The 18,126-nt window shown below is 72.7% G+C and carries 15 protein-coding genes; 5 read left to right on the top strand and 10 right to left on the bottom strand.

What is annotated here, in order from left to right; translation table 11 throughout:
- The first annotated feature begins 39 nt into the window (after positions 1 to 39).
- Entirely contained in the window at positions 40 to 2,571 is a 2,532-nt protein-coding gene (locus tag ACZ6WH_RS01025; RefSeq protein WP_469725033.1) for an ABC transporter permease, read from the top strand.
- A 35-nt stretch (positions 2,572 to 2,606) separates the two neighbouring features.
- Here the strand turns inward: ACZ6WH_RS01025 and ACZ6WH_RS01030 are convergent, their stop codons facing one another.
- The 6 genes from ACZ6WH_RS01030 to ACZ6WH_RS01055 all read right to left on the bottom strand — a co-directional run bounded on the left by ACZ6WH_RS01030 (position 2,607) and on the right by ACZ6WH_RS01055 (position 9,312).
- Positions 2,607 to 2,978 carry a hypothetical protein gene (locus ACZ6WH_RS01030; protein ID WP_469725034.1) on the bottom strand — a complete coding sequence of 124 codons (372 nt, stop codon included), beginning with the start codon at positions 2,976 to 2,978 and terminating at the stop codon, positions 2,607 to 2,609.
- Positions 2,979 to 3,046: 68 nt separating this feature from the next.
- Complete coding sequence (locus ACZ6WH_RS01035) at positions 3,047 to 3,610, bottom strand: CGNR zinc finger domain-containing protein (RefSeq protein WP_469725036.1); 564 nt, start codon at positions 3,608 to 3,610, stop codon at positions 3,047 to 3,049.
- Positions 3,607 to 3,834, bottom strand: a complete 228-nt coding sequence (locus ACZ6WH_RS01040; protein ID WP_469725038.1) for a hypothetical protein — start codon at positions 3,832 to 3,834, stop codon at positions 3,607 to 3,609. Before ACZ6WH_RS01040 ends, ACZ6WH_RS01035 begins: the two co-directional genes overlap by 4 nt.
- A gap of 59 nt (positions 3,835 to 3,893) precedes the next feature.
- A complete protein-coding gene (locus ACZ6WH_RS01045; RefSeq protein ID WP_469725040.1) occupies positions 3,894 to 4,958 on the bottom strand; it encodes an alpha/beta fold hydrolase in 1,065 nt (354 codons plus the stop codon).
- Between the two features lie 104 nt (positions 4,959 to 5,062).
- Positions 5,063 to 8,020, bottom strand: a complete 2,958-nt coding sequence (locus ACZ6WH_RS01050) for an FAD-binding and (Fe-S)-binding domain-containing protein (RefSeq protein ID WP_469725041.1) — start codon at positions 8,018 to 8,020, stop codon at positions 5,063 to 5,065.
- A 125-nt stretch (positions 8,021 to 8,145) separates the two neighbouring features.
- Positions 8,146 to 9,312 (bottom strand): pyridoxal-phosphate-dependent aminotransferase family protein, encoded by a 1,167-nt coding sequence (locus ACZ6WH_RS01055; protein ID WP_469725042.1) that lies wholly within the window; start codon positions 9,310 to 9,312, stop codon positions 8,146 to 8,148.
- A gap of 98 nt (positions 9,313 to 9,410) precedes the next feature.
- Here ACZ6WH_RS01055 and ACZ6WH_RS01060 point away from each other — a divergent pair, with 98 nt between their 5' ends.
- Both ACZ6WH_RS01060 and ACZ6WH_RS01065 read left to right on the top strand, forming a co-directional pair.
- Positions 9,411 to 10,172, top strand: a complete 762-nt coding sequence (locus ACZ6WH_RS01060) for an IclR family transcriptional regulator (protein WP_469725044.1) — start codon at positions 9,411 to 9,413, stop codon at positions 10,170 to 10,172.
- A 224-nt stretch (positions 10,173 to 10,396) separates the two neighbouring features.
- Positions 10,397 to 11,791, top strand: coding sequence for an SLC13 family permease (locus ACZ6WH_RS01065; protein ID WP_469725045.1), 1,395 nt, complete (start codon positions 10,397 to 10,399; stop codon positions 11,789 to 11,791).
- A gap of 30 nt (positions 11,792 to 11,821) precedes the next feature.
- On the opposite strand, the gene ACZ6WH_RS01070 is transcribed toward ACZ6WH_RS01065, so the two are convergent.
- The 4 genes from ACZ6WH_RS01070 to ACZ6WH_RS01085 form a co-directional block, all read right to left on the bottom strand.
- Positions 11,822 to 12,610 carry an enoyl-CoA hydratase/isomerase family protein gene (locus ACZ6WH_RS01070; protein WP_469725047.1) on the bottom strand — a complete coding sequence of 263 codons (789 nt, stop codon included), beginning with the start codon at positions 12,608 to 12,610 and terminating at the stop codon, positions 11,822 to 11,824.
- Positions 12,603 to 13,853, bottom strand: a complete 1,251-nt coding sequence (locus ACZ6WH_RS01075) for a CaiB/BaiF CoA transferase family protein (protein WP_469725049.1) — start codon at positions 13,851 to 13,853, stop codon at positions 12,603 to 12,605. Before ACZ6WH_RS01075 ends, ACZ6WH_RS01070 begins: the two co-directional genes overlap by 8 nt.
- A 122-nt stretch (positions 13,854 to 13,975) precedes the next feature.
- Positions 13,976 to 14,905 carry a glycosyl hydrolase family 18 protein gene (locus ACZ6WH_RS01080; protein ID WP_469725051.1) on the bottom strand — a complete coding sequence of 310 codons (930 nt, stop codon included), beginning with the start codon at positions 14,903 to 14,905 and terminating at the stop codon, positions 13,976 to 13,978.
- Positions 14,906 to 15,029: 124 nt separating this feature from the next.
- A complete protein-coding gene (locus ACZ6WH_RS01085) occupies positions 15,030 to 15,815 on the bottom strand; it encodes an IclR family transcriptional regulator (protein ID WP_469725053.1) in 786 nt (261 codons plus the stop codon).
- A gap of 181 nt (positions 15,816 to 15,996) precedes the next feature.
- On the opposite strand from ACZ6WH_RS01085, the gene ACZ6WH_RS01090 reads away from it, so the two are divergent.
- Positions 15,997 to 17,331, top strand: coding sequence for an MFS transporter (locus tag ACZ6WH_RS01090; protein WP_469725054.1), 1,335 nt, complete (start codon positions 15,997 to 15,999; stop codon positions 17,329 to 17,331).
- A gap of 7 nt (positions 17,332 to 17,338) precedes the next feature.
- Positions 17,339 to 18,121 carry a fumarylacetoacetate hydrolase family protein gene (locus tag ACZ6WH_RS01095; protein WP_469725055.1) on the top strand — a complete coding sequence of 261 codons (783 nt, stop codon included), beginning with the start codon at positions 17,339 to 17,341 and terminating at the stop codon, positions 18,119 to 18,121.
- The last annotated feature ends 5 nt before the right edge of the window (positions 18,122 to 18,126 follow it).

Raw genomic sequence — 18,126 nt, forward strand, 5'->3', positions numbered from 1 at the left:
CCGACCCGCCCGTCCGCACTCGTCCGAAGGCCCCTTGTCATGCTCCGCACCGCTCTGCGCTCCTTGCGCGCCCACCGGCGCCGCTTCCTGCTGCCCGCCCTGGCTGTCCTTTTGGGGGTGGCGTTCACCTCCGGTGCCCTCCTCTACACCCAGTCCGTGCGTACGGCGCTGACACAGGCGCGGACCGCCGCACAGCCCGACGCGTCCGTGACCGTCCGGCCGGACCCCTCCGCCGACGACACCGGCAAGGCCACGGCACCGGCGCTCGACGAGCGGCTGCTGAAGCGGCTGCGCACACTCCCGGACGCGGCCGCCGCCCGCGGGACGGCGGAAGGCACCGCCTTCGTCGTCGGCCCCGAAGGCGAACTGGTCGGACCCCGGCAGGCGGCGGGCGGCGCCAACTTCGTCGCCCTGCGCGGCGGCGACGATCCGCGCTACCCGCTCACCGCCGGCCGCGGCCCCCGTACGGCGGGCGAGGTCGCCCTGGACGAGTCCACAGCGCGTCGGGCCGGCCACCGCGTCGGCGACGACGTACGCATCGTCGTACGGGGCCGGGCCCGCACCGCGCGGCTGGTCGGCATCGTCACCGCCCACGACCCGCGGCTGGTCTCCGGCGGGACCCTGGCCCTCTTCGACACCGCCACCGCACAGCGGTGGTTCGCGCCCGCCCCGGACGCCTACACCGCACTCACCCTCACCGCCCGCGACGGCACCTCCGAGCAGCGGCTCGCCCGCGAGGCCGCGGCGGTGCTGCCGGACGGGCTGCGTGCCGTCACCCGGCAGGACCTGAACGCCGAGCAGGAGGCGGCATCGGGCGGCGACGAGGACAAGCTGACCGGCATCCTGCTGAGCTTCGGCGCCATCGCGCTGCTGGTCGCCACCTTCCTCGTCGCCAACACCTTCACGATGCTCAGCGCGGCCCGCGCCCGCGAACACGCACTGCTGCGCGCGGTCGGCGCGTCCCGCCGTCACGTGCTCCGCCTGGTCCTGACCGAGGCGCTGCTGATCGGCACCCTCGCCGCGGTCCTCGGCCATCTGCTCGGCATCGGTGTCGCGACCGTACTGGGCCGCCTGTTCGGCGCCACCGACGGGCCCGGCGCCCCGCTCCAGGTCCTCGCGCCGCTGCCGCTGGCCGCCGCCTTCGGGGTCGGCATCGTGGTCACCCTGCTCGCCGCGTACGTACCGGCCCGCCGCGCCGCCGCCGTACCGCCCGTCGCGGCGCTGCGCAGCGGTGAGCCGCCCACCCCGGCCTCCCTCCGCCGCCGCCATCTGGCCGGCGCGGCCGTCACCGTACTGGGAGTGCTGCTGGTCGTCGCGGCATCCGGCACCGAGGACCCGGGCTTCGTCACGGTCGCCGGCGCGGTCCTGCTGCTCGGCCTGATCATCTTCACCCCCGCCGTCGCGCTCGGCGCGACCGGCCTGATCCGTCGCCCGCTGACCCGGCTCACCGGCATCCACGGCACGCTCGCCGTGGAGAACGCCCGCCGCAACCCGCGCCGCACGGCCGCCACCGCGGCGATGCTGATGATCAGCCTCGCGCTGATCAGCGCCGTCACGGTGGCGGCCGCCTCGCTCAGCAAGGCCTCGGCAGCGGAGGCCGAGCACGCCATGGTCGCCGACCTGCGGGTGACGCCCGTCGACTACGCCGAGCTCGACGCCGGCGCCGCGGCGCGGATCGCCCGGCTGGAGGGCGCCACCGCGGTCACACCCACCGTCTCCGCGTACCTGGAACTGCCCGGCGGGAACTACCTGGACGCGACCGCGGTCGACCCCCGCACGGTCGGCCGGACCGCACAACTGACAGCCCTGGAAGGCTCGTTGGACCGGCTCGGCAACGGAATCGCCGTCACGCGGGAGGAGGCGCGGGCACACGGCTGGCACCTGGGCTCCCGGATCACCGGCACCGTCGAAGGCACCGGCGAAAAGATCGGGCTGCCGGTCGTCGCGCTCTACGACGGCCCCGAAGCGCTCGCCCCCGCCCTGCTGCCCCTCGGCGCCCTGCACATCCCCACCGACCCCGCCGTACAGGGCCCGCGTACCGAATCCGTACTCGTCAAGGCGGCACCGGGACGCACCGCCGCCCTCCGCGAGGACATCCGCGAGACCCTGGACAACCCGGCCCTGCTCGTCCAGGACCGTGCCGAGGCCGGACGCGAGGCGGTACGCCCGTTCACCCCGCTCCTCAACATCGTGTACGCACTGATGAGCCTGGCCGTGCTGATCGGGTCCCTCGGCGTGGTCAACACCATGGCCATGGCCGTCTTCGAACGCGTCCGGGAGATCGGCACCCTGCGCGCCATCGGCCTCGAACGCGGCCGGGTCGCCGCCGTCCTGCGCCTCGAATCGCTGCTGATCTCCCTCCTCGGCGCCGCGCTCGGCGTACTGTCGGGCACCGCGATCGGCCTCGCCGCCGTTGCCGGACAGGAAGGTGCCCCGTTCGTCCTTCCCTGGGGGAGGCTCGCCCTCTTCTTCGCGGTCGCCGCCGCCGTCGGTGTCCTGGCCGCCACCTGGCCCGCCCGGCAGGCCGCCCGCGTGCCCGTACTGCGCGCCGTCCGGACGGACACCGAATGAGCCGGACGACGTGGCGGTGGGGGCGCCGCTGACGCTCAGACCCCGGGCCCGTCACCAGGGCTCGGGGGCCTCCGGGGGGTCCACCACTCGACGAGCGCCCACTCCCCGAGCCCGAGCGCGGCCACCGCCGCGAGCGCCGCGACCCAGGGCCGCCCCAGCCAACGGTGGGTCAGCACCAGGACCAGGAGCGGCAGCAGGGCGCCGCCGAGCAGGACGAGCGGCAGGTCGATGAAGAGCACACTCGGGTCACGGGATTCGTTCTCGAATCCGCCGTGCACGCTGATCGCCGCGCGCGGCGCCCACACCAGCGCCGCCGTCGCCGCACCGAAGGCGCCGAGGGCGCATCCGGCGCAGCCGGCGGCGTCCGAAGGGCGGCCCGTGCTCCGTATCCGTGATTTCCCGCTCATGCCGGCCACAGACGCGCGTGACGGGGTGCGCGGTTCCCCGGAGCCCCGCGCCGAAGTCCGAGGTCCCGTCAGCCGGTGGCCGTTGCCGGGGTGCTCTTCTTCCGGGCCCGGTAGGCGGCGGCCTTGATCCTGTTACCGCAGGACTCCATGCCGCACCACTGCCGGCGCATGCCGCGCGAACGGTCGATGTAGGTGCGGGTGCACTCCGGATTGCCGCACTCCTTCAGCAGGGGGACATCCGGGCCGCTGAGCAGTTCCACCCCGTACCGGGCCACCGTGGAGAGTGCCTCCCGCGGCGTCGCCGCCGTCCACCGTCCGGAACGCGTGAGCCGCGGCGCCGCCGGAGCCACGCGGGCCGCCTCGTTCACCACGGCCAGCGCCTCGTCGTCGTATTCCTCTTCGAGGCGCCGGGCCGTGATCAGCCGGTAGAGGGCCTCCCGCAACGCTTGTGCCGCCGCCACGTCGGCTTCTCGGCAGGGGGAGACGGCATCGACGATGCCCGATTCCACGTACCAGGCGGCCAGTCGGTCCGGTGCCGCGAACATCTCGAACCGCGTGGTACGTCTGGCCCGGAGCGTGGCGGCGAAGTCGAGGGCCGGATTGCCGCAGACGAAGACGTGTTGCGGGTTCACGGTGCCAGATCCGCCGCCAGGCAGGCGAAGGACCGCCACGAGCCCTCGGGGTCGTGGGCGTCGCGGGCCGGGTCCCGCGGCGCGCCCGGCCGCTCCTCGACCATGTCCTCGTAACGGACTCGCGCGGGCAGGACGCCGAACCGCGCGCGGCGCGCCGCGGAGGCGTGGTGTTCTGGGGTGTGGTGTTCGGGGGTGTGGTGTTCCGTCACGTCATGGATGCCCATCGTCATCTCCACTCGATCGGTGGTCGTTGGTCAGTGGTTGTCGGACGTCGGTCGTCGGTTCAGAGGTGATCCGCGTCGACGACGGCCCGGACGAAGGCCGCGGGGGCCTCCTGCGGGAGGTTGTGGCCGATGCCTTTCAGGGTGCGGTGGTCGTACGGCCCCGAGAACCGGTCCCGGTACGAGGCGCCGTCGCCCGGCGCGGTGAAGGGGTCCCGCTCGGCATCGAGGGTGATGGCCGGCACCTCGATGACCGGGCGGGTGGCGAGCTGCTTCTCCAGCCGGTCGTAGCGGCGCTCGCCGTCCGCGAGGCTCAGCCGCCAGCGGTAGTTGTGCAGCACGACGGCGGCGTAGTCCGGGTTGTCGAAGGCGGCGGCCGTGCGCGCGAAGGTGGCGTCGTCGAAGTCCCACGTCGGCGACACGGTCTTCCAGACGAGCCGGGCCAGGTCGTGCCGCTTCTCCTTGTCCTCCATGGCGATCCGGCCCCGTTCGGTGGCGAAGTAGTACTGGTACCACCACGCGTACTCCGCTGCCGGTGCCAGCGGTTGGAGGTTGGCTTCGAGGTCGGTGATGAGGTAACCGCTCACCGACACCAGTGCCTTGCAGCGCTCGGGCCACAGTGCCGCGACGATGTCGGCGGTCCGGGACCCCCAGTCGAATCCGGCGAGCACGGCCTTCTCGACGGCGAGGGCGTCCATCAGCGCGATGATGTCGAGGGCGATGGCCGACTGCTGGGCGTTGCGGAACGTCCGCGCGGAGAGGAAGCGCGTCGTGCCGTGCCCGCGGAGGTAGGGGACGATCACGCGGTACCCCTTCGCCGCCAGCAGCGGGGCCACCTCGACGAAGCTGTGGATGTCGTACGGCCAGCCGTGCAGGCAGATGACCACCGGCCCGTGCGCGGGCCCCGCCTCTGCGTAGCCGACGTTCAACAGCCCGGCCCTGACCTGCTTCAGCGAGGCGAAGGACGGAGTGTCGCCGGTGCCGGCCGCGGGGGCATTCGCCGGCTCGGCCGCCTGCGCCGTGGCGGCGGAGGCGGCCGGGAGGCCGGGCGGACCGGTGAGTGAAGCGGCGGCCGCGGTGCCCGCCCCCACCCCTAAGACCTTGCTGAACGTACGCCTGTCGATCATGCAAAGCCTCCGCGCGTTCGTCACCGCTCTTGCCGTGCGCCATGACTCTGGCACGCGGTGCGTCACCGGTCAAGCCGGTGACGCAGCGGGAGGGGAAGTGGGAGTCAGGCGTCCGGGGCCAGCGCCTCCCGGATCAGTTGGACCGGGTGCCAGGCCGTGCGTTCCGTGCCGTGGAAGATCTGCTGGCGGCAGGAGACGCCGGAGGCGACAACGACCGTGGCGGTGGGTTCCGCGGCGATGGCGGGGAAGAGGCGGTCGCCGCCGACGGTCATGGAGAGGTCGTAGTGCTCCGTCTCAAAACCGAAGGAGCCGGCCATCCCGCAGCAGCCGGCGTCCAGTTCGGCGACCTCGACGCCCGGGATACGCGACAGCAGTGCGACCGTCGCTGCCGTCCCGACCTCCGCCTTCTGGTGGCAGTGCCCGTGGTACAGGAGCTTCCGCCCGCGCAGCCAGGAGTCGGCACGCAGTCGCAGCCGGCCGTCGTCCAGCGCCTCGGTCAGCAACTCCTCCACCTGGCGGACGCGCCCCGCGATGTCCTGGACGGCCGTGTCGTCCGGGAGCAGTGCGCGGTGCTCGTCCCGCAGCGTCATCACGCAGGAGGGCTCGCAGCCGACCACGGGCGATCCGGGCGGCGCGTACCGGGCGATCCGGTGGGCGAGGTCGTGCGCCTTGTCGCGCGCGTCGTCGAGCAGCCCCTTGGAGAGGCTGGAGCGGCCGCAGCAGCCGCCGCTCTCCAGCCGGACGTTCCAGCCCGCGCGTTCCAGGAGTTCGATGGCGGCCCGGCCGATCTCCGGCTCGGTGTAGGTGGTGAAGGAGTCCGCCAGCCAGGTCACCGTCCCGGCGGGCCGCGTGTCCGCCGCCGCGGTACGGCCACGGAACCAGCGCACCAGGTTCCGCCGTGCGAAGCGGGGCAGCGGCCGGGCCGGTGCGATGCCGAGCCGGCGGTCCAGCAGCCGGCGCAGCACCCCGGTGCGGCCGGGCAGGTTGGACAGCGGTGCGGTGGCCGAGCCGAGCCGGTTGAGCAGGCGGATCGCGCCGAAGACGCGGGAGCGCAGCGGTACGCCGTGCAGGTCGTGGTGGTGGGAGAGCGCCTCGGCCTTGAGCGAGGCCATGTCCACGCCGAGCGGGCACTCGCTCTTGCACGCCTTGCACATCAGGCACAGGTCGAGCACCTCGTGCAGCCGCTCGTCGCCCAGCGCACGCTTCGGCTCGGGCTCGGACAGCGCCTTCACCAGGGCGCCGGCGCGCCCGCGCGTGGAGTCCTCCTCGTTCCGCGTCGCCATGTACGAGGGGCACATCGCCCCGGATTCCGCCTTGCGGCACAGGCCGATGTTCATGCAGCGGTCGGCCGCGCCGCGCATGCCGCCGACCACTTCGAAGTCCAGCCGGGTGCGGAGGGCGGGCGCGGGCGGCAGGGCCGGGTCGCGGAGGTGGTCGGTGAGGGCCGGCGCGTCCACGATCTTCCCCGGGTTCATCCGGTTCTCCGGGTCGAAGATCCGCTTCACCCGGCGCATCGCTTCGTACAGGTCCGGGCCGAACAGCTCCCGGTTGAACTCGCTGCGTGCCAGCCCGTCCCCATGCTCGCTGGAGTTGACCCCGCCGTACTCGGCGACGAGGTCCTTGACCTCCTCCGCGACGGCGCGCATCGTCCGCTGCTGGTGGGGGTCGGTGAGGTCGATGAACGGGCGGACGTGCAGACAGCCGACCGAGCAGTGGCCGTAGAAGCCCGCCGTCAGCCCGTGCCGGTCCAGCACCGCCTTGAACCGGCGGGTGTAGTCGGCGAGATGGGCCGGGTCGACCGCGGTGTCCTCGACGAAGGCCAGCGGCCGTTTGGTGCCTTCGCTCGCCGCCATCAGCAGGCCCAGGCTCGACTTGCGGACCTTCAGCAGCGCGGACTGCTCCGCCGGGGTGACCGCCTGGAGCGTGTGGTAGCCGTGGCCGTGCCGGTCCCACAGCGCCGCCAACCGTTGCAACTGCCCGCGGAGTTCGGCCTCGTCGTCGCCGGTGAAGGAGACGAACAGCAGTGCTTCCGGATCGCCGTGCAGGATGGTGCCGAGCGAGGCGTACTCGATCTTCTGCCGGGACAGGTCGAGGATCGTCCGGTCCATCAGTTCCACCGCGGCCGGGTCGCAGGCCAGCGCGTCCTCGGTGGCGCCGATGGCCCCGGCCACGGAGGTGAAGTGGCCCACGGCGATGACGGTGTGCGCCGGCTTGGGGACGAGGTCGACCAGGGCCCGGGTGACGACGACGAGGGTGCCCTCGGAACCGACGACGAACTTCGCCAGATCGAACGGGGTGTCCTCGCGGGCCAGCCGGTCGAGGCGGTAGCCGCCCGCGCGGCGCCAGAAGCGCGGGAAGCCCTCCTCGATGGCGTCGGCGTTCTCCCGTACGAGCGCCGGGAGCTCGCGGTAGAGGCGGCCTTCGAGCGTGGCGGCTTCGGCACGCCGCCGGCGTTCCTCCTCCGTCACCGGGCCGAGGCGGGCGGTCGTCGCGTCGGACAGCACCACGTCCAGGGCGCGGATGTGGTCGATGGTCATGCCGTAGCGCAGGGAGCCGCTGCCGGCCGAGTTGTTGCCGGCCATCCCGCCGATGGTGGCGCGGTTGCTGGTGGAGGTGTCCGGGCCGAACATCAGGCCGTGCGGCGCGGCGGCGCGGTTCAGCTGGTCCTGGACCACGCCCGGCTCCACCAGCGCCGTACGGGCCTCGGGGTCCAGCTCCAGGATGCGGTTCAGGTGCCGGGACAGGTCGAGGACCAGCCCGGGGCCGGTGGTCTGGCCGGCCAGGCTGGTGCCCGCTCCGCGCGGCAGCAGCGGTACGCCGTGCTCCGCCGCGGCCGCCACCGCGGCCCGTACGTCGTCCGCGTGGCGCGGGAACACCACCCCGAGCGGTGTGATCGCGTACATGCTCGCGTCCCGCGAGAACAGGTGGCGGGTGTACTCGTCGAACCGCACCTCCCCGTCGAGGTCCTCCCGCAGCCGCCGCTCCAGGTCGCGGGCGTGACCGGCGGGCGCCTCGGTGACGCCGGTCCGGGGAGCGGGGGTGCCGTCGCTGATCGCTGTCATGGGTGGAGACTCCAAGTGAGCGATGGATGCGGGGAGTTGTGGTGTGTGCTGATGCGGGGCTCGCACCGGACGTCCAGCACGAGGGGGAGGCGGCATGCGTGCGCGGGCTCGGGTCCGCCTTCGGGTCACGCCGCGCGCAGGTGCTCCAGGGCGGCGAGGGTTCCGGCCGGGTCGACGGGTACGCCCGCGAGCTCCAGGCCCATCTGGACGCCCGCGAGCGTGCCCGCCAGCGTCAGGTCGTTGAAGTGGCCGAGGTGGCCGATGCGGAAGACCCGTCCGGCGAGCCGGCCGAGGCCCGTACCGAGCGACATGTCGAAGCGGTCGAGGATGACCTTGCGTACGGCGTCGGCGTCGTGGCCGTCGGGGAGCAGTACGGCGGTGAGCGAGGCGGAGTGTTCGTGCTCGTCGGCGCAGAGCACTTCGAGGCCCCAGCCGCGGACGGCCGCCCGGGTCGCCGCGGCGTGCCGCTGGTGGCGGGCGAAGACGGCCGGCAGCCCTTCGTCGGCGAGCATGCGCAGCGCCTCGTCCAGGCCGTAGAGGAGATTGGTGGCCGGGGTGTACGGGAAGTAGCCCCGCTCGTTCGCCTCGATGATCGGGGCCCAGTCGAGGTACGCCCTGGGCAGCCGGGCGGTGCGCGCGGCGTCGAGGGCCTTGCCGCTGACGGCGTTGAAGGCCAGGCCCGGCGGGAGCATCAGGCCCTTCTGCGAGCCGGCGACGGTGACGTCGACCCCCCACTCGTCGTGGCGGTAGTCGATCGAGCCGAGCGAGGAGATGGTGTCCACCAGCAGCAGCGCGGGATGATCCGCCGCGTCCATGGCCGCGCGGATGTCGGCCACCCGGCTGGTCACGCCGGTGGAGGTCTCGTTGTGCACGACGCAGACGGCCTTGACGCGGTGCGCGGCGTCCGCGGCCAGCCGGTCGGCGAGCGTCTCGGGGCTCGCGCCGTGGCGCCAGTCGCCGGGGACGAAGTCCACCTCCAGCCCGAGCCGGAGCGCCATCTCCCGCCAGAGGGTGGCGAAGTGGCCGGTCTCGAAGCACAGCACCCGGTCGCCGGGGCTGAGGGTGTTGACCAGGGCGGCCTCCCAGGCCCCGGTGCCGGAGGACGGATAGATCACCACCGGTCCCGTCGTACCGAAGACCGGCTTGAGGGCGGGGAGCAGACGGTGCGTCAGCTCGGCGAACTCGGGGCCCCGGTGGTCGATGGTGGGTGCCGCCATGGCGCGGAGCACCTGATCGGGGACGTTGGTGGGGCCGGGGATCTGCAGGAAGTGGCGGCCGGTGCGGGAGGTCATGCGGTCAACTCCCCTTCCACGCTTGTGCCGTGAGACGGCACGGCGTATCGTCTTGTGGCACGCGGAGCATAGGTGTGGTCCGTGGAGGGAGTCAACGGGTGCAGAACGTCCTCAACGCACTGCGGGCACTGGAGGAGATCGCCGCCCGGCAGCCGGTCGGCGTCGCGGACCTGGCCCGGGCCATGGAACTGCCCAAGAGCACCGCCCAGCGCACGCTCACGACGCTGCGCGCCGCGGGCTGGATCAGGCCCGCGGCGGGCACGCCGACCCGCTGGGTCCTCACCACCAAGGCATTGCTGGTCGGACGGCGGGCGGCCGGTGAACTCGGCCTGCGGGACGTGGCCGTACCGGTGATGGAGGAGCTGCGCCGCCGCACCGATGAGACGGTCCACCTGGCCGTTCCCGAGGGAGAGCGGGTCATCCTGATCGAGCGTCTGGAGACGAGCCAGCCGGTCCGGATCATCCTGCCGCTGGGCCAGAACCTCCCCGCGCACGCCTCCGCCAACGGCAAGGCCGTCCTGGCCGCGCGCTCCGACGACGCCGTGGAGCGCTATCTCGCCGAAGGGCTCGCCGGCTACACCGGCACGACGATCACCGATCCGGCCCGGCTGCGCGCCGAGATCGAGGGGATCCGGCGGCAGGGCTATGCCACGAACGGCGGGGAGTGGCGCGCGGACGTCTCGGCGGTGGCCGCTGCGGTACGGAACGACGCCGGTGTCCCGGTCGCGAGCATCAGTGTGAACGTGCCGACGAGCCGGATGGCCGCCACGTCCGAGAAGGAACTCGGCGCGCTGGTCGCCGCGGCGGCGAAGGAGGTCGAAGCCGCACTCGGTCAACTCCCGGGCGGGCGCCGGGGCTGAGGGGTTCGTACGGCACCCCTTGACGCGGTGTGGCGCCGCTCACATACTCGCCCCGGATTGGAAGAAGTGTTCCGCCATGCGGAACACCTTTGGCGTGCGCGGACGCGCTCCGACGACGCCTGCCACCGGTGGCGGGCGGCCCGTCGGCACGGCCGGCCCCGTGGCATGAAGGGGAGTCGCGCGCGCCTCTCCTCATGACCGTCGACCGAAGGCGAGGCAGCCTCGTGTCAGATCACGTCATCTCCATCATCGCGCTGGTGGTGGTGTTCGCCGTCGCCACCCTCACCTCCGTACACATGGGCGCCCTGGCCATCGTGGCCGCCTTCGTGGTGGGTACCGCCGTCGCGGGCGAGACCGCGGACGACATCTTCGGCGGCTTCCCCGGCGACCTGTTCGTCGTCCTCGTCGGCGTCACCTTCCTCTTCGCCATCGCCAGGAACAACGGCACCGTCGACTGGCTCATCCACACCGCGACCCGCGCCGTCCGAGGCCGCATCGCACTGATCCCCTGGATGATGTTCCTGGTCACCGCGGTGCTGACCGGCGTCGGCGCGGTCGTCCCGGCAGCCGTCGGCGTCGTGGCCCCCATCGCCATCGGCTTCGCCACCCGCTACCGCATCAGCCCCGTCCTCATGGGCCTGTTCGTCATCAACGGCGGCAGCGCGGGCGGCTTCTCCCCGATCAGCATCTTCGGCAGCATCACCAACGGCGTGGTCGCCCGCAACCATCTGCCGGGCGACCCCGTGCTGCTGTTCGTCGCCTCCTTCCTCTTCAACGCCGTGCTCAGCGTCCTGGTCTTCTTCCTCTTCGGCGGTCGCAGGCTGATCGGGCGGCGGGCGCGGGACGTGACGGCGGAGGATCCCGGCACACCCGCGGCCGACGAACGGCCCACGGGCGGCACCGGAGCCCCGGCACGGCCGGCCGCGTACCCCAACGGCTCCACCGCGGCGACCCTCGCACCCGCGACCGCGCCCGCCGCGACCGGAGCGGACGGCAGCCCCCTCGCCGCCGCGCCCGTCACCCTCGACCGGATGCGCGCCCTCACCCTCCTCGGCCTGCTCTGCCTCGTCGTCGGCGCGCTCTTCTTCGACCTCGACGTCGGTCTCATGGCACTCACCGTGACCGTGGTCCTCGCGCTCTTCTCACCCCGCGCCGCCAAGGGCGCGGTCGACCGCTGCGCGTGGTCCACTGTCCTCCTGGTCTGCGGCATCGTGACCTATGTCAGCCTGATGGAGCGCATGGGCACCATCACCTGGCTCGGCGACAGCGTCGCCTCGGTCCGGGCCCCGCTGCTCGGCGCGCTGCTGATCTGCTTCATCGGCAGTGCGGTCTCCGCCTTCGCCTCCACCACCGGCATACTCGGCGCGCTGATCCCCCTGGCGGTGCCGTTCCTCCTCGGCGGCCACGTCGGCGCGGTCGGCATGATCACCGCGCTGGCGATCTCGGCGTCCGTGGTGGACTCCTCACCGTTCTCCACCAGCGGCGCCCTGGTCACCGCCAACGCCCCCGAACCCGTCCGGGACCAGGTCTTCCGGCGGCTCATGGCCTGGGGGATGAGCATGACGGTGGCCGCGCCGCTGGCCACCTGGGCGGTCTTCGTCGTACCGGGATGGCTCTGAGAGCTCGCGCGCCGCGGCGGCAGGGGCGCCTCAGCGCCCCGTCCACCTCGGCGGCTCCTTGCGCAGGAACGCCTCGACGCCGTGGTGGAAGTCCGCGCTGCCGAACACGGTGGAGACGATGTCGTCACCGTCGGGCACGGCCGCCCGGCGCAACCGCGCCACCGCCTCCTTCGCCGCCCACATCGACAGCGGGGCGTGTGCCACGAGCGTGCGTACCGTCTCCTCGACGGCCTCCTCCACCGTGTCGTCCGCGCACACCCGGGTGACGAACCCCGCGGCCGCCGCCTCCTCCGCGTCCAGCAGCCGGGCCCGCAACAGCAGATCGAGCGTGCGCCCGCGGCCCAGGTGCTGGACCAGCAGCGACATGGTGTTCATGGACAGGCAGTTGCCGAGCGTCCGGGCGATCGGTGCGCCGAAGCGCGCGGCAGGTGTGGCGATGCGCAGGTCGCAGACGGCCGCGAGGATCAGGCCGCCGCCGACGCAGGGGCCGGTGACCATGGCAACGGTCGGCACGGTGACCGACTCCAGCCGGTCCACGACCTCGGTGATCCCCGCTTCGTACGCCACACCGTCCCGCCCGTCCCGGAACTCCCGGAACCGACCGATGTCCGTACCGGCCACGAACGCCTTCCCACCGGCGCCGCGCAGCACCAGTACGCGGATGCCCTCCTCCCGGTCGGCCCGCTCGCAGGCCTTCCGCAGCCCCTCGTACATCCGCCACGTCATCGCGTTGTGCTGGGCCGGCCGGTTGAAGGTCACGGTGAGCACCGGCCCGCGCCGGTCCACCAGCAGTTCGTCGTCCGGCGCCGTCTCATCCATCGCCGCGCTCCTGTCCGTCGTCGTGGAATTGGTCCGGGCCGTGCACGACCCCGTCAGCCATCAGCGCACTGATCCGCTCCGCCGGGTACCCCAGGTCCGCCAGCACTTCGGCGGTGTCCGCGCCGAGCACCGGCCCTGCCGTGTCCCGGCGGGCCGGCGTCGCGGAGAACCGCATGGGGGAGCCGAGCTGCCGCACCGGGCCCAGCAGCGGGTGGCCGGCGTCCCACAGGAAGTCGCGCTCGGCCAGGTGCCGGTCGGTGAAGACCTGGTCGGTCGTCGAGATCGGCGCGCACGGCACCCCGGCCGCGTCCAGCCGTCCGACGATCTCCGCGCTGTCCAGCGTCGCGGTGACGGCCTCGATCGCCGGGATCAGTGTGTCGCGGTGCGCGTGGCGGTCGGTGGTGGTCGCGTACCGCGGATCGGCCGACAGCTCTTCCAGCCCGAGCGCGGTGGTGAAGTCCTTCCAGGTCCGCGGTGTGATGGCACCGACCGTCACCCAGCCGTCCCGGGAACGCACCGCCTGGTACGGCGCGTTGGTCTGGTGCGCGGACCCCAGCCGCTGTCCGGCCTCACCGGTGGCGAAGTAGCGGCCCGCCTCCCAGATGGTCAGCGACACCGCCGATTCGAGGAGCGACACGTCGATGTACTGTCCCTCGCCGGTGACGTCCCTGGCCCGCAGCGCGGACACCGCCGCCAGCGCGCCGTACAGCCCGCACACGAGATCGCACACCGGGACCCCCGCCTTCACCGGACCGCTGTCCGGCTCACCGGTGATGCTCATGATCCCGGACCGGGCCTGCGCCATGATGTCCAGGCCGGGGAGGTGGGCCAGCGGCCCGTCCTGGCCCCAGCCGGAGGCGGAGACGTAGACCAGCCGCGGACAGGTGGCGCGCAGGTCCTCGTAGCCCAGGCCGAGCCGCCGCATCGCGCCCGGCCGCAGGTTCTCCACCAGGACGTCGGCGGTGCCGGCCAGATCCCGCAGCAGCTCCGCGCCCTGCGGGGTCTTCAGGTCCACCGCCAGGGACCGCTTGTTGCGGTTGAGCCGGAGGAACGGCGAACTCTCCGTCCCGACGAACGGCCCGTTGGCACGCGTGGGATCGCCGGTGCCGGGACTCTCCACTTTGATCACCTCGGCGCCCAGGTCGGCGAGCTGCATCGCCGCGAACGGGGCGGCCATGTACGCACCGATCTCGACGACCCGTACGCCGCTGAGCGGGGCTGTGCCGTCCGGGGAGGGGGGCATGCGGTACCTGCCTCTCAGCCGGGCCCGGCCCGGCGGTACGGTCGGTTCTGCTGCGCCGTCCCGTGTCTACAGTCGGCACAACCCCTGAGCAAGAGGGCAGTGGTGCCCGGGTTCCGGGCGGCTCAGCGGAACAGTGCGCCCGACACCTCCGTCGCCCACTGCCACGGTGCGGCCGTGCCGCCCGGCTCGGAGTTGAAGTACTCCCAGCCGGCCACTCCGCCGAAGCCGCTGTACTTCGCGCGCAGCTCGGCCAGCGTCCGGGTGAGGGCCGGCACGTCGACGTAGCCGTTGCCGTTGCCCGGGGAGGTCAGCGCGCCGGCGACCACCTTGTCGGCGGGGATCAGGCCGCGGCCGACGATCGCGTCGTAGTCGCGGGTGGCGGTCATGCTGCCCCAGCCGTTGTAGAACTGGGCGTTGAACCAGGCGATGTCGCCGCCGCGGTCCCGGTACAGCTGCTCGTAGTCGAAGCCGGAGAGGTTCCCGCCGCCGCCGAGCGCGCTCGCCACCGGCGCGAGCGTGATGAGGAAATCCGGTCCGAAGTCGGCCCGCAGCGCGTCGACGACCCGCTCGATCCCGGCGAGCGACATCCGCTCCTCGACATCGAGGTCCACGCCGTCCAGACCGTAAGCGCGCAGGAAATCCCGCAGCAGCGGATAATACGTACTGAATTCGGAGTCCAGCCGCTGGAAGCTGCCCGGTGCCGCGCCGCCCAGCATGGCGAGCACCCGCACGCCCTGCCCCTGCATCGTCTTCAGGTCCCGCCACATCGGGGCGAACTTCGCCGCCTCCGGAGGATCGTCGTTCAGATGCACCGGCGCGTACGGCCCGTTCACGTCGTTGAGATGAACTGCCGCCACCAGTACGTGTGTTGTGCCCGTACCGTGCTCGGTGAGGCCGAGCGGGGAGACGTACGTGCCGTTCGTGTACTGCGTCTGGTAATAGACGGCGAGCCGCCGGCCCGGCGCGGCGGAACCCGCCGCCCACGCCGGTGCCGCCGCGGTCATGGACAGTGCCATGGACGCGAGGAGTACGCCACGTCTGGTCATGTGCATCGGGTCTCTCCCTCTTTCCGGACGAACACGGGCCGGGCCGCGGGCAATTCTGGCGAGGGAGGAATGCGGAAGGCCAGACCCCGGCGACAACTAATGCGCTTTAGTCGCCGCCGGGCGCGGCGCCTCAGAAGGACCGGGGCGGGAGCAGTACGGCGAGTTCCTGGGCCGCGTTCGCCAGGGCGGGGCGGAATGCCAGGAGTTCGTCGAGCGGCATGCGGAAGGCGGGGGCCGCGATCGAGAGCGCGGCGTGCGCGACGCCGTCCGGGCCCGGGATGGGGACGCCGAGCGCCCGGATGCCGGGCTCGTGCTCCTCGTCGGCGACCGCGTGCCCCTGGGCGCGTACCGTCTCGATCTCGGCCCGGAACGCGGCGCGGTCGGTGAGGGCGTGGGGGCCCAGTGCGGTCAGTTCGACATTCTCGACGAGCGCGTCGCGCACCTCGGGCGGGGCGAACGCGATCAGCACCTTGCCCATCGAGGTGCAGTGGACCGGACCGTGCTTGCCGGGCTCGCCGCGCACGCTGACCTGCTGCGGGCCCTCCACGTGATGGATGTAGAGCTGCTTGTCGCCGTCCAGTACCGACATCAGGACCGCTTCCCGGCAGGTCTCGGCGAGCTTGCGCATCACCGGGAGCGCGACGCCCGCGAAGCCGTGCGCGTGCGAGACCCGCTGGCCGAGCTGGTACACCCGCAGGCCGAGCGTGTAGTGCTTCGCGCGGGTGTCGAACTCCACGAAGCCGTCCCGGGAGAGGGACTTCAGCAGGCGGTAGCACGTGCTGGTCGGGAAGCCGGAGGCGCGGGCCAGCTCGGAGAGGGTGACGCCGGCCGGGCGTTCGCCGAGCAGGGTGAGGACGTGCAGGGCCTTGCCGACCATGTCGGAGGGCGGTGCGGGGGAGGGGGCACTGGCGGACATGCCGCCAGTTTCGCACATCGCTTCTCGCATCGCGGCAAGGTTTTCTTCCATGCGGAAACAATCCGTTGACAGGCAGAAACGCGCCCGTCATTCTCTTTTTCAACTTGCGGAAGCCCTTGCCGCATCGTGGCAAAACTACTGCTCTCTGCCCACCTGCCGTCTCGGGAGAAAGGCCTCCTGGATGTCGACCCCGCCTCCGGCCGCCGCTCCGGCGCCCGCCGCCGCTCTCAGCCGCCGGCGCTGGACCCGGCTGATGCCCGTGGTCTTCGTGACCTACAGCTTCGCGTACCTGGAACGCTCCAACTTCTCCGTGGCCGCCGCCGGCGGCATGGCCGACGACCTGCACATCACCGGTTCGGTCTCGGCCCTGCTCGGCTCGCTGTTCTTCCTCGGCTACTTCGCCTTCCAGATCCCCGGCGCGATCTACGCCGAGCGACGGAGCGTCAAACGGCTCATCGTCTGGTGCCTGCTGCTGTGGGGCGTGCTCGCCACCGCCCAGGGACTCATCCCGGACGTACGCGTGCTGATGGTGGTGCGGTTCCTGCTCGGCGTCTCGGAGGCCGCCGTGCTGCCCGCGATGGTCATCCACATCACCCACTGGTTCACGTCCCGCGAGCGCGGCCGTGCCAACACCTGGCTCATCCTCGGCAACCCCGCCACCGTCCTCTGGCTCACCGTCGTCTCCGGCTACCTCGTCGAATGGGTCGGCTGGCACGGCATGTTCATCGCCCAGGGCGTCCCCGCGCTGATCTGGGCGTTCGTCTTCCACAAGACCATCGACGACCACCCGCGCGACGCCAGGTGGCTCACCCCCGAAGAGCGCACGGCCCTCGAAGGCGCCCTCGCCGCCGAACAGCGCCGGCTGCCGCCCGGCGCCGGCGGCTACCTCGCCGCACTCCGCTCCCGCAACGTCCTCCTGCTCTCCCTCCAGTACTTCCTGTGGAGCCTCGGCGTCTACGGCTTCGTCTTCTGGCTGCCCTCCATCGTCCGCGCGGGCAGTGACGAGGGCATCGGCCTCACCGGACTGATCTCCGCCCTGCCGTACCTCTTCGCCTGCGCCGCGATGCTCTGGAACAGCCGCGCCTCGGACCGGGCCGGCGCACGCAACCGCTACGTGTGGCCGTGGCTGCTGCTCGGCGCCGCCGGCTTCTACGGCTCCTACCTCCTCGGCGACGCCTTCTGGCTCTCCTACCCGCTGCTGTGCCTCGCCGCCGCCGGCATGTACGCGCCGTACGGCCCCTACTTCGCCACCATTCCCGAACTGCTGCCGCAGAAGCTGAGCGCCGCCGCCGTCGGCCTCATCAACTCCTTCGGTGCGCTCGGCGGATTCGCCGGCAGCTACCTGATCGGCACCCTGAACGACGTCACCGGCTCCACCGCCGCCTCGTTCCTCACCATGGCCGGCTGCCTGGTCCTCGCCGCGCTGCTGATGTTCGCGGTACGGGCGCCCCGGAGCGAAGCGGCCCCGGACGCCGTCCCGGAGCCGCGGCCCGTCCCCACCCCGAAGGACGCCTGACAGCAGCATGCGCATCGCTCGAATCGCCCACGCCGGCGGCACCGCCCACGCCGTACTCGACGGAGACACCGCCGAACTGGTCGCCGACCCCTTCGCCGACGGGGGAGCGGCGGACGGCGCAGCCGGCCCGGCACCCGTACGGCTCGGCCGCCGCCTCCCGCTCGCCGAGGCCCGGCTGCTCGCGCCCGTCGAGCCGTGCACCGTCGTCGGCATGGCCCACAACGCCGGCCCGGCCGACCGCGCCCTGCCGCCGCAGGCCTTCCTCAAACCCGCCCGCTCCGTCATCGGCCCCGGCGAGCCGGTGCACCTCCCGCACGGCATCGGGCGTGTCGACGCCGAGGCCGAACTCGCCGTCGTCCTCGCCGCGCCGCCCGCCGGACACACCCCCGACACCGTCCTGCGGACCGTCTTCGGCTGGACCGTCGCCAACGACATCACAGCCCGCGACCTGCAACGCAGCGATCCGCTGTGGACCTCGGCCAAGGGCCGGCCGGGCTTCACCCCGCTCGGCCCCTGGATCGAGACCGACCTGCCCGCACCCGACGACACCGAGGTGGCCCTCGCCCTCGACGGCGTACCACTGCGCCCCGCTTCCACCGGCGGCCTCGCCCGCTCGATCGCCGAAATCCTCTGCTACGTCGGAGAGTTGCTGCCCCTCGGTCCCGGTGACGTCGTCCTCACCGGCGCGCCGGGGGAGTACGGCCCGCTCGTTCCCGGCGGCCGCGCCGACGCCACAGTCGCCGGCATCGGCACCCTGACCACCCCCGTACGCGCCGGAGGCCCCCGATGAAACCC

The sequence above is a fragment of the Streptomyces sp. NPDC050806 genome (assembly GCF_055586425.1).

What these genes read in the sequence shown, in the direction of transcription:
- ACZ6WH_RS01025 (WP_469725033.1), top strand. Translation starts at nt 40, where the DNA reads ATGCTCCGCACCGCTCTGCGCTCCTTGCGCGCCCACCGGCGCCGCTTC.
- ACZ6WH_RS01030 (WP_469725034.1), bottom strand. Translation starts at nt 2,978, where the DNA reads ATGAGCGGGAAATCACGGATACGGAGCACGGGCCGCCCTTCGGACGCC.
- ACZ6WH_RS01040 (WP_469725038.1), bottom strand. Translation starts at nt 3,834, where the DNA reads ATGGGCATCCATGACGTGACGGAACACCACACCCCCGAACACCACACC.
- ACZ6WH_RS01045 (WP_469725040.1), bottom strand. Translation starts at nt 4,958, where the DNA reads ATGATCGACAGGCGTACGTTCAGCAAGGTCTTAGGGGTGGGGGCGGGC.
- ACZ6WH_RS01050 (WP_469725041.1), bottom strand. Translation starts at nt 8,020, where the DNA reads ATGACAGCGATCAGCGACGGCACCCCCGCTCCCCGGACCGGCGTCACC.
- ACZ6WH_RS01055 (WP_469725042.1), bottom strand. Translation starts at nt 9,312, where the DNA reads ATGACCTCCCGCACCGGCCGCCACTTCCTGCAGATCCCCGGCCCCACC.
- ACZ6WH_RS01070 (WP_469725047.1), bottom strand. Translation starts at nt 12,610, where the DNA reads ATGGATGAGACGGCGCCGGACGACGAACTGCTGGTGGACCGGCGCGGG.
- ACZ6WH_RS01075 (WP_469725049.1), bottom strand. Translation starts at nt 13,853, where the DNA reads ATGCCCCCCTCCCCGGACGGCACAGCCCCGCTCAGCGGCGTACGGGTC.
- ACZ6WH_RS01080 (WP_469725051.1), bottom strand. Translation starts at nt 14,905, where the DNA reads ATGCACATGACCAGACGTGGCGTACTCCTCGCGTCCATGGCACTGTCC.
- ACZ6WH_RS01085 (WP_469725053.1), bottom strand. Translation starts at nt 15,815, where the DNA reads ATGTCCGCCAGTGCCCCCTCCCCCGCACCGCCCTCCGACATGGTCGGC.
- ACZ6WH_RS01090 (WP_469725054.1), top strand. Translation starts at nt 15,997, where the DNA reads ATGTCGACCCCGCCTCCGGCCGCCGCTCCGGCGCCCGCCGCCGCTCTC.
- ACZ6WH_RS01095 (WP_469725055.1), top strand. Translation starts at nt 17,339, where the DNA reads ATGCGCATCGCTCGAATCGCCCACGCCGGCGGCACCGCCCACGCCGTA.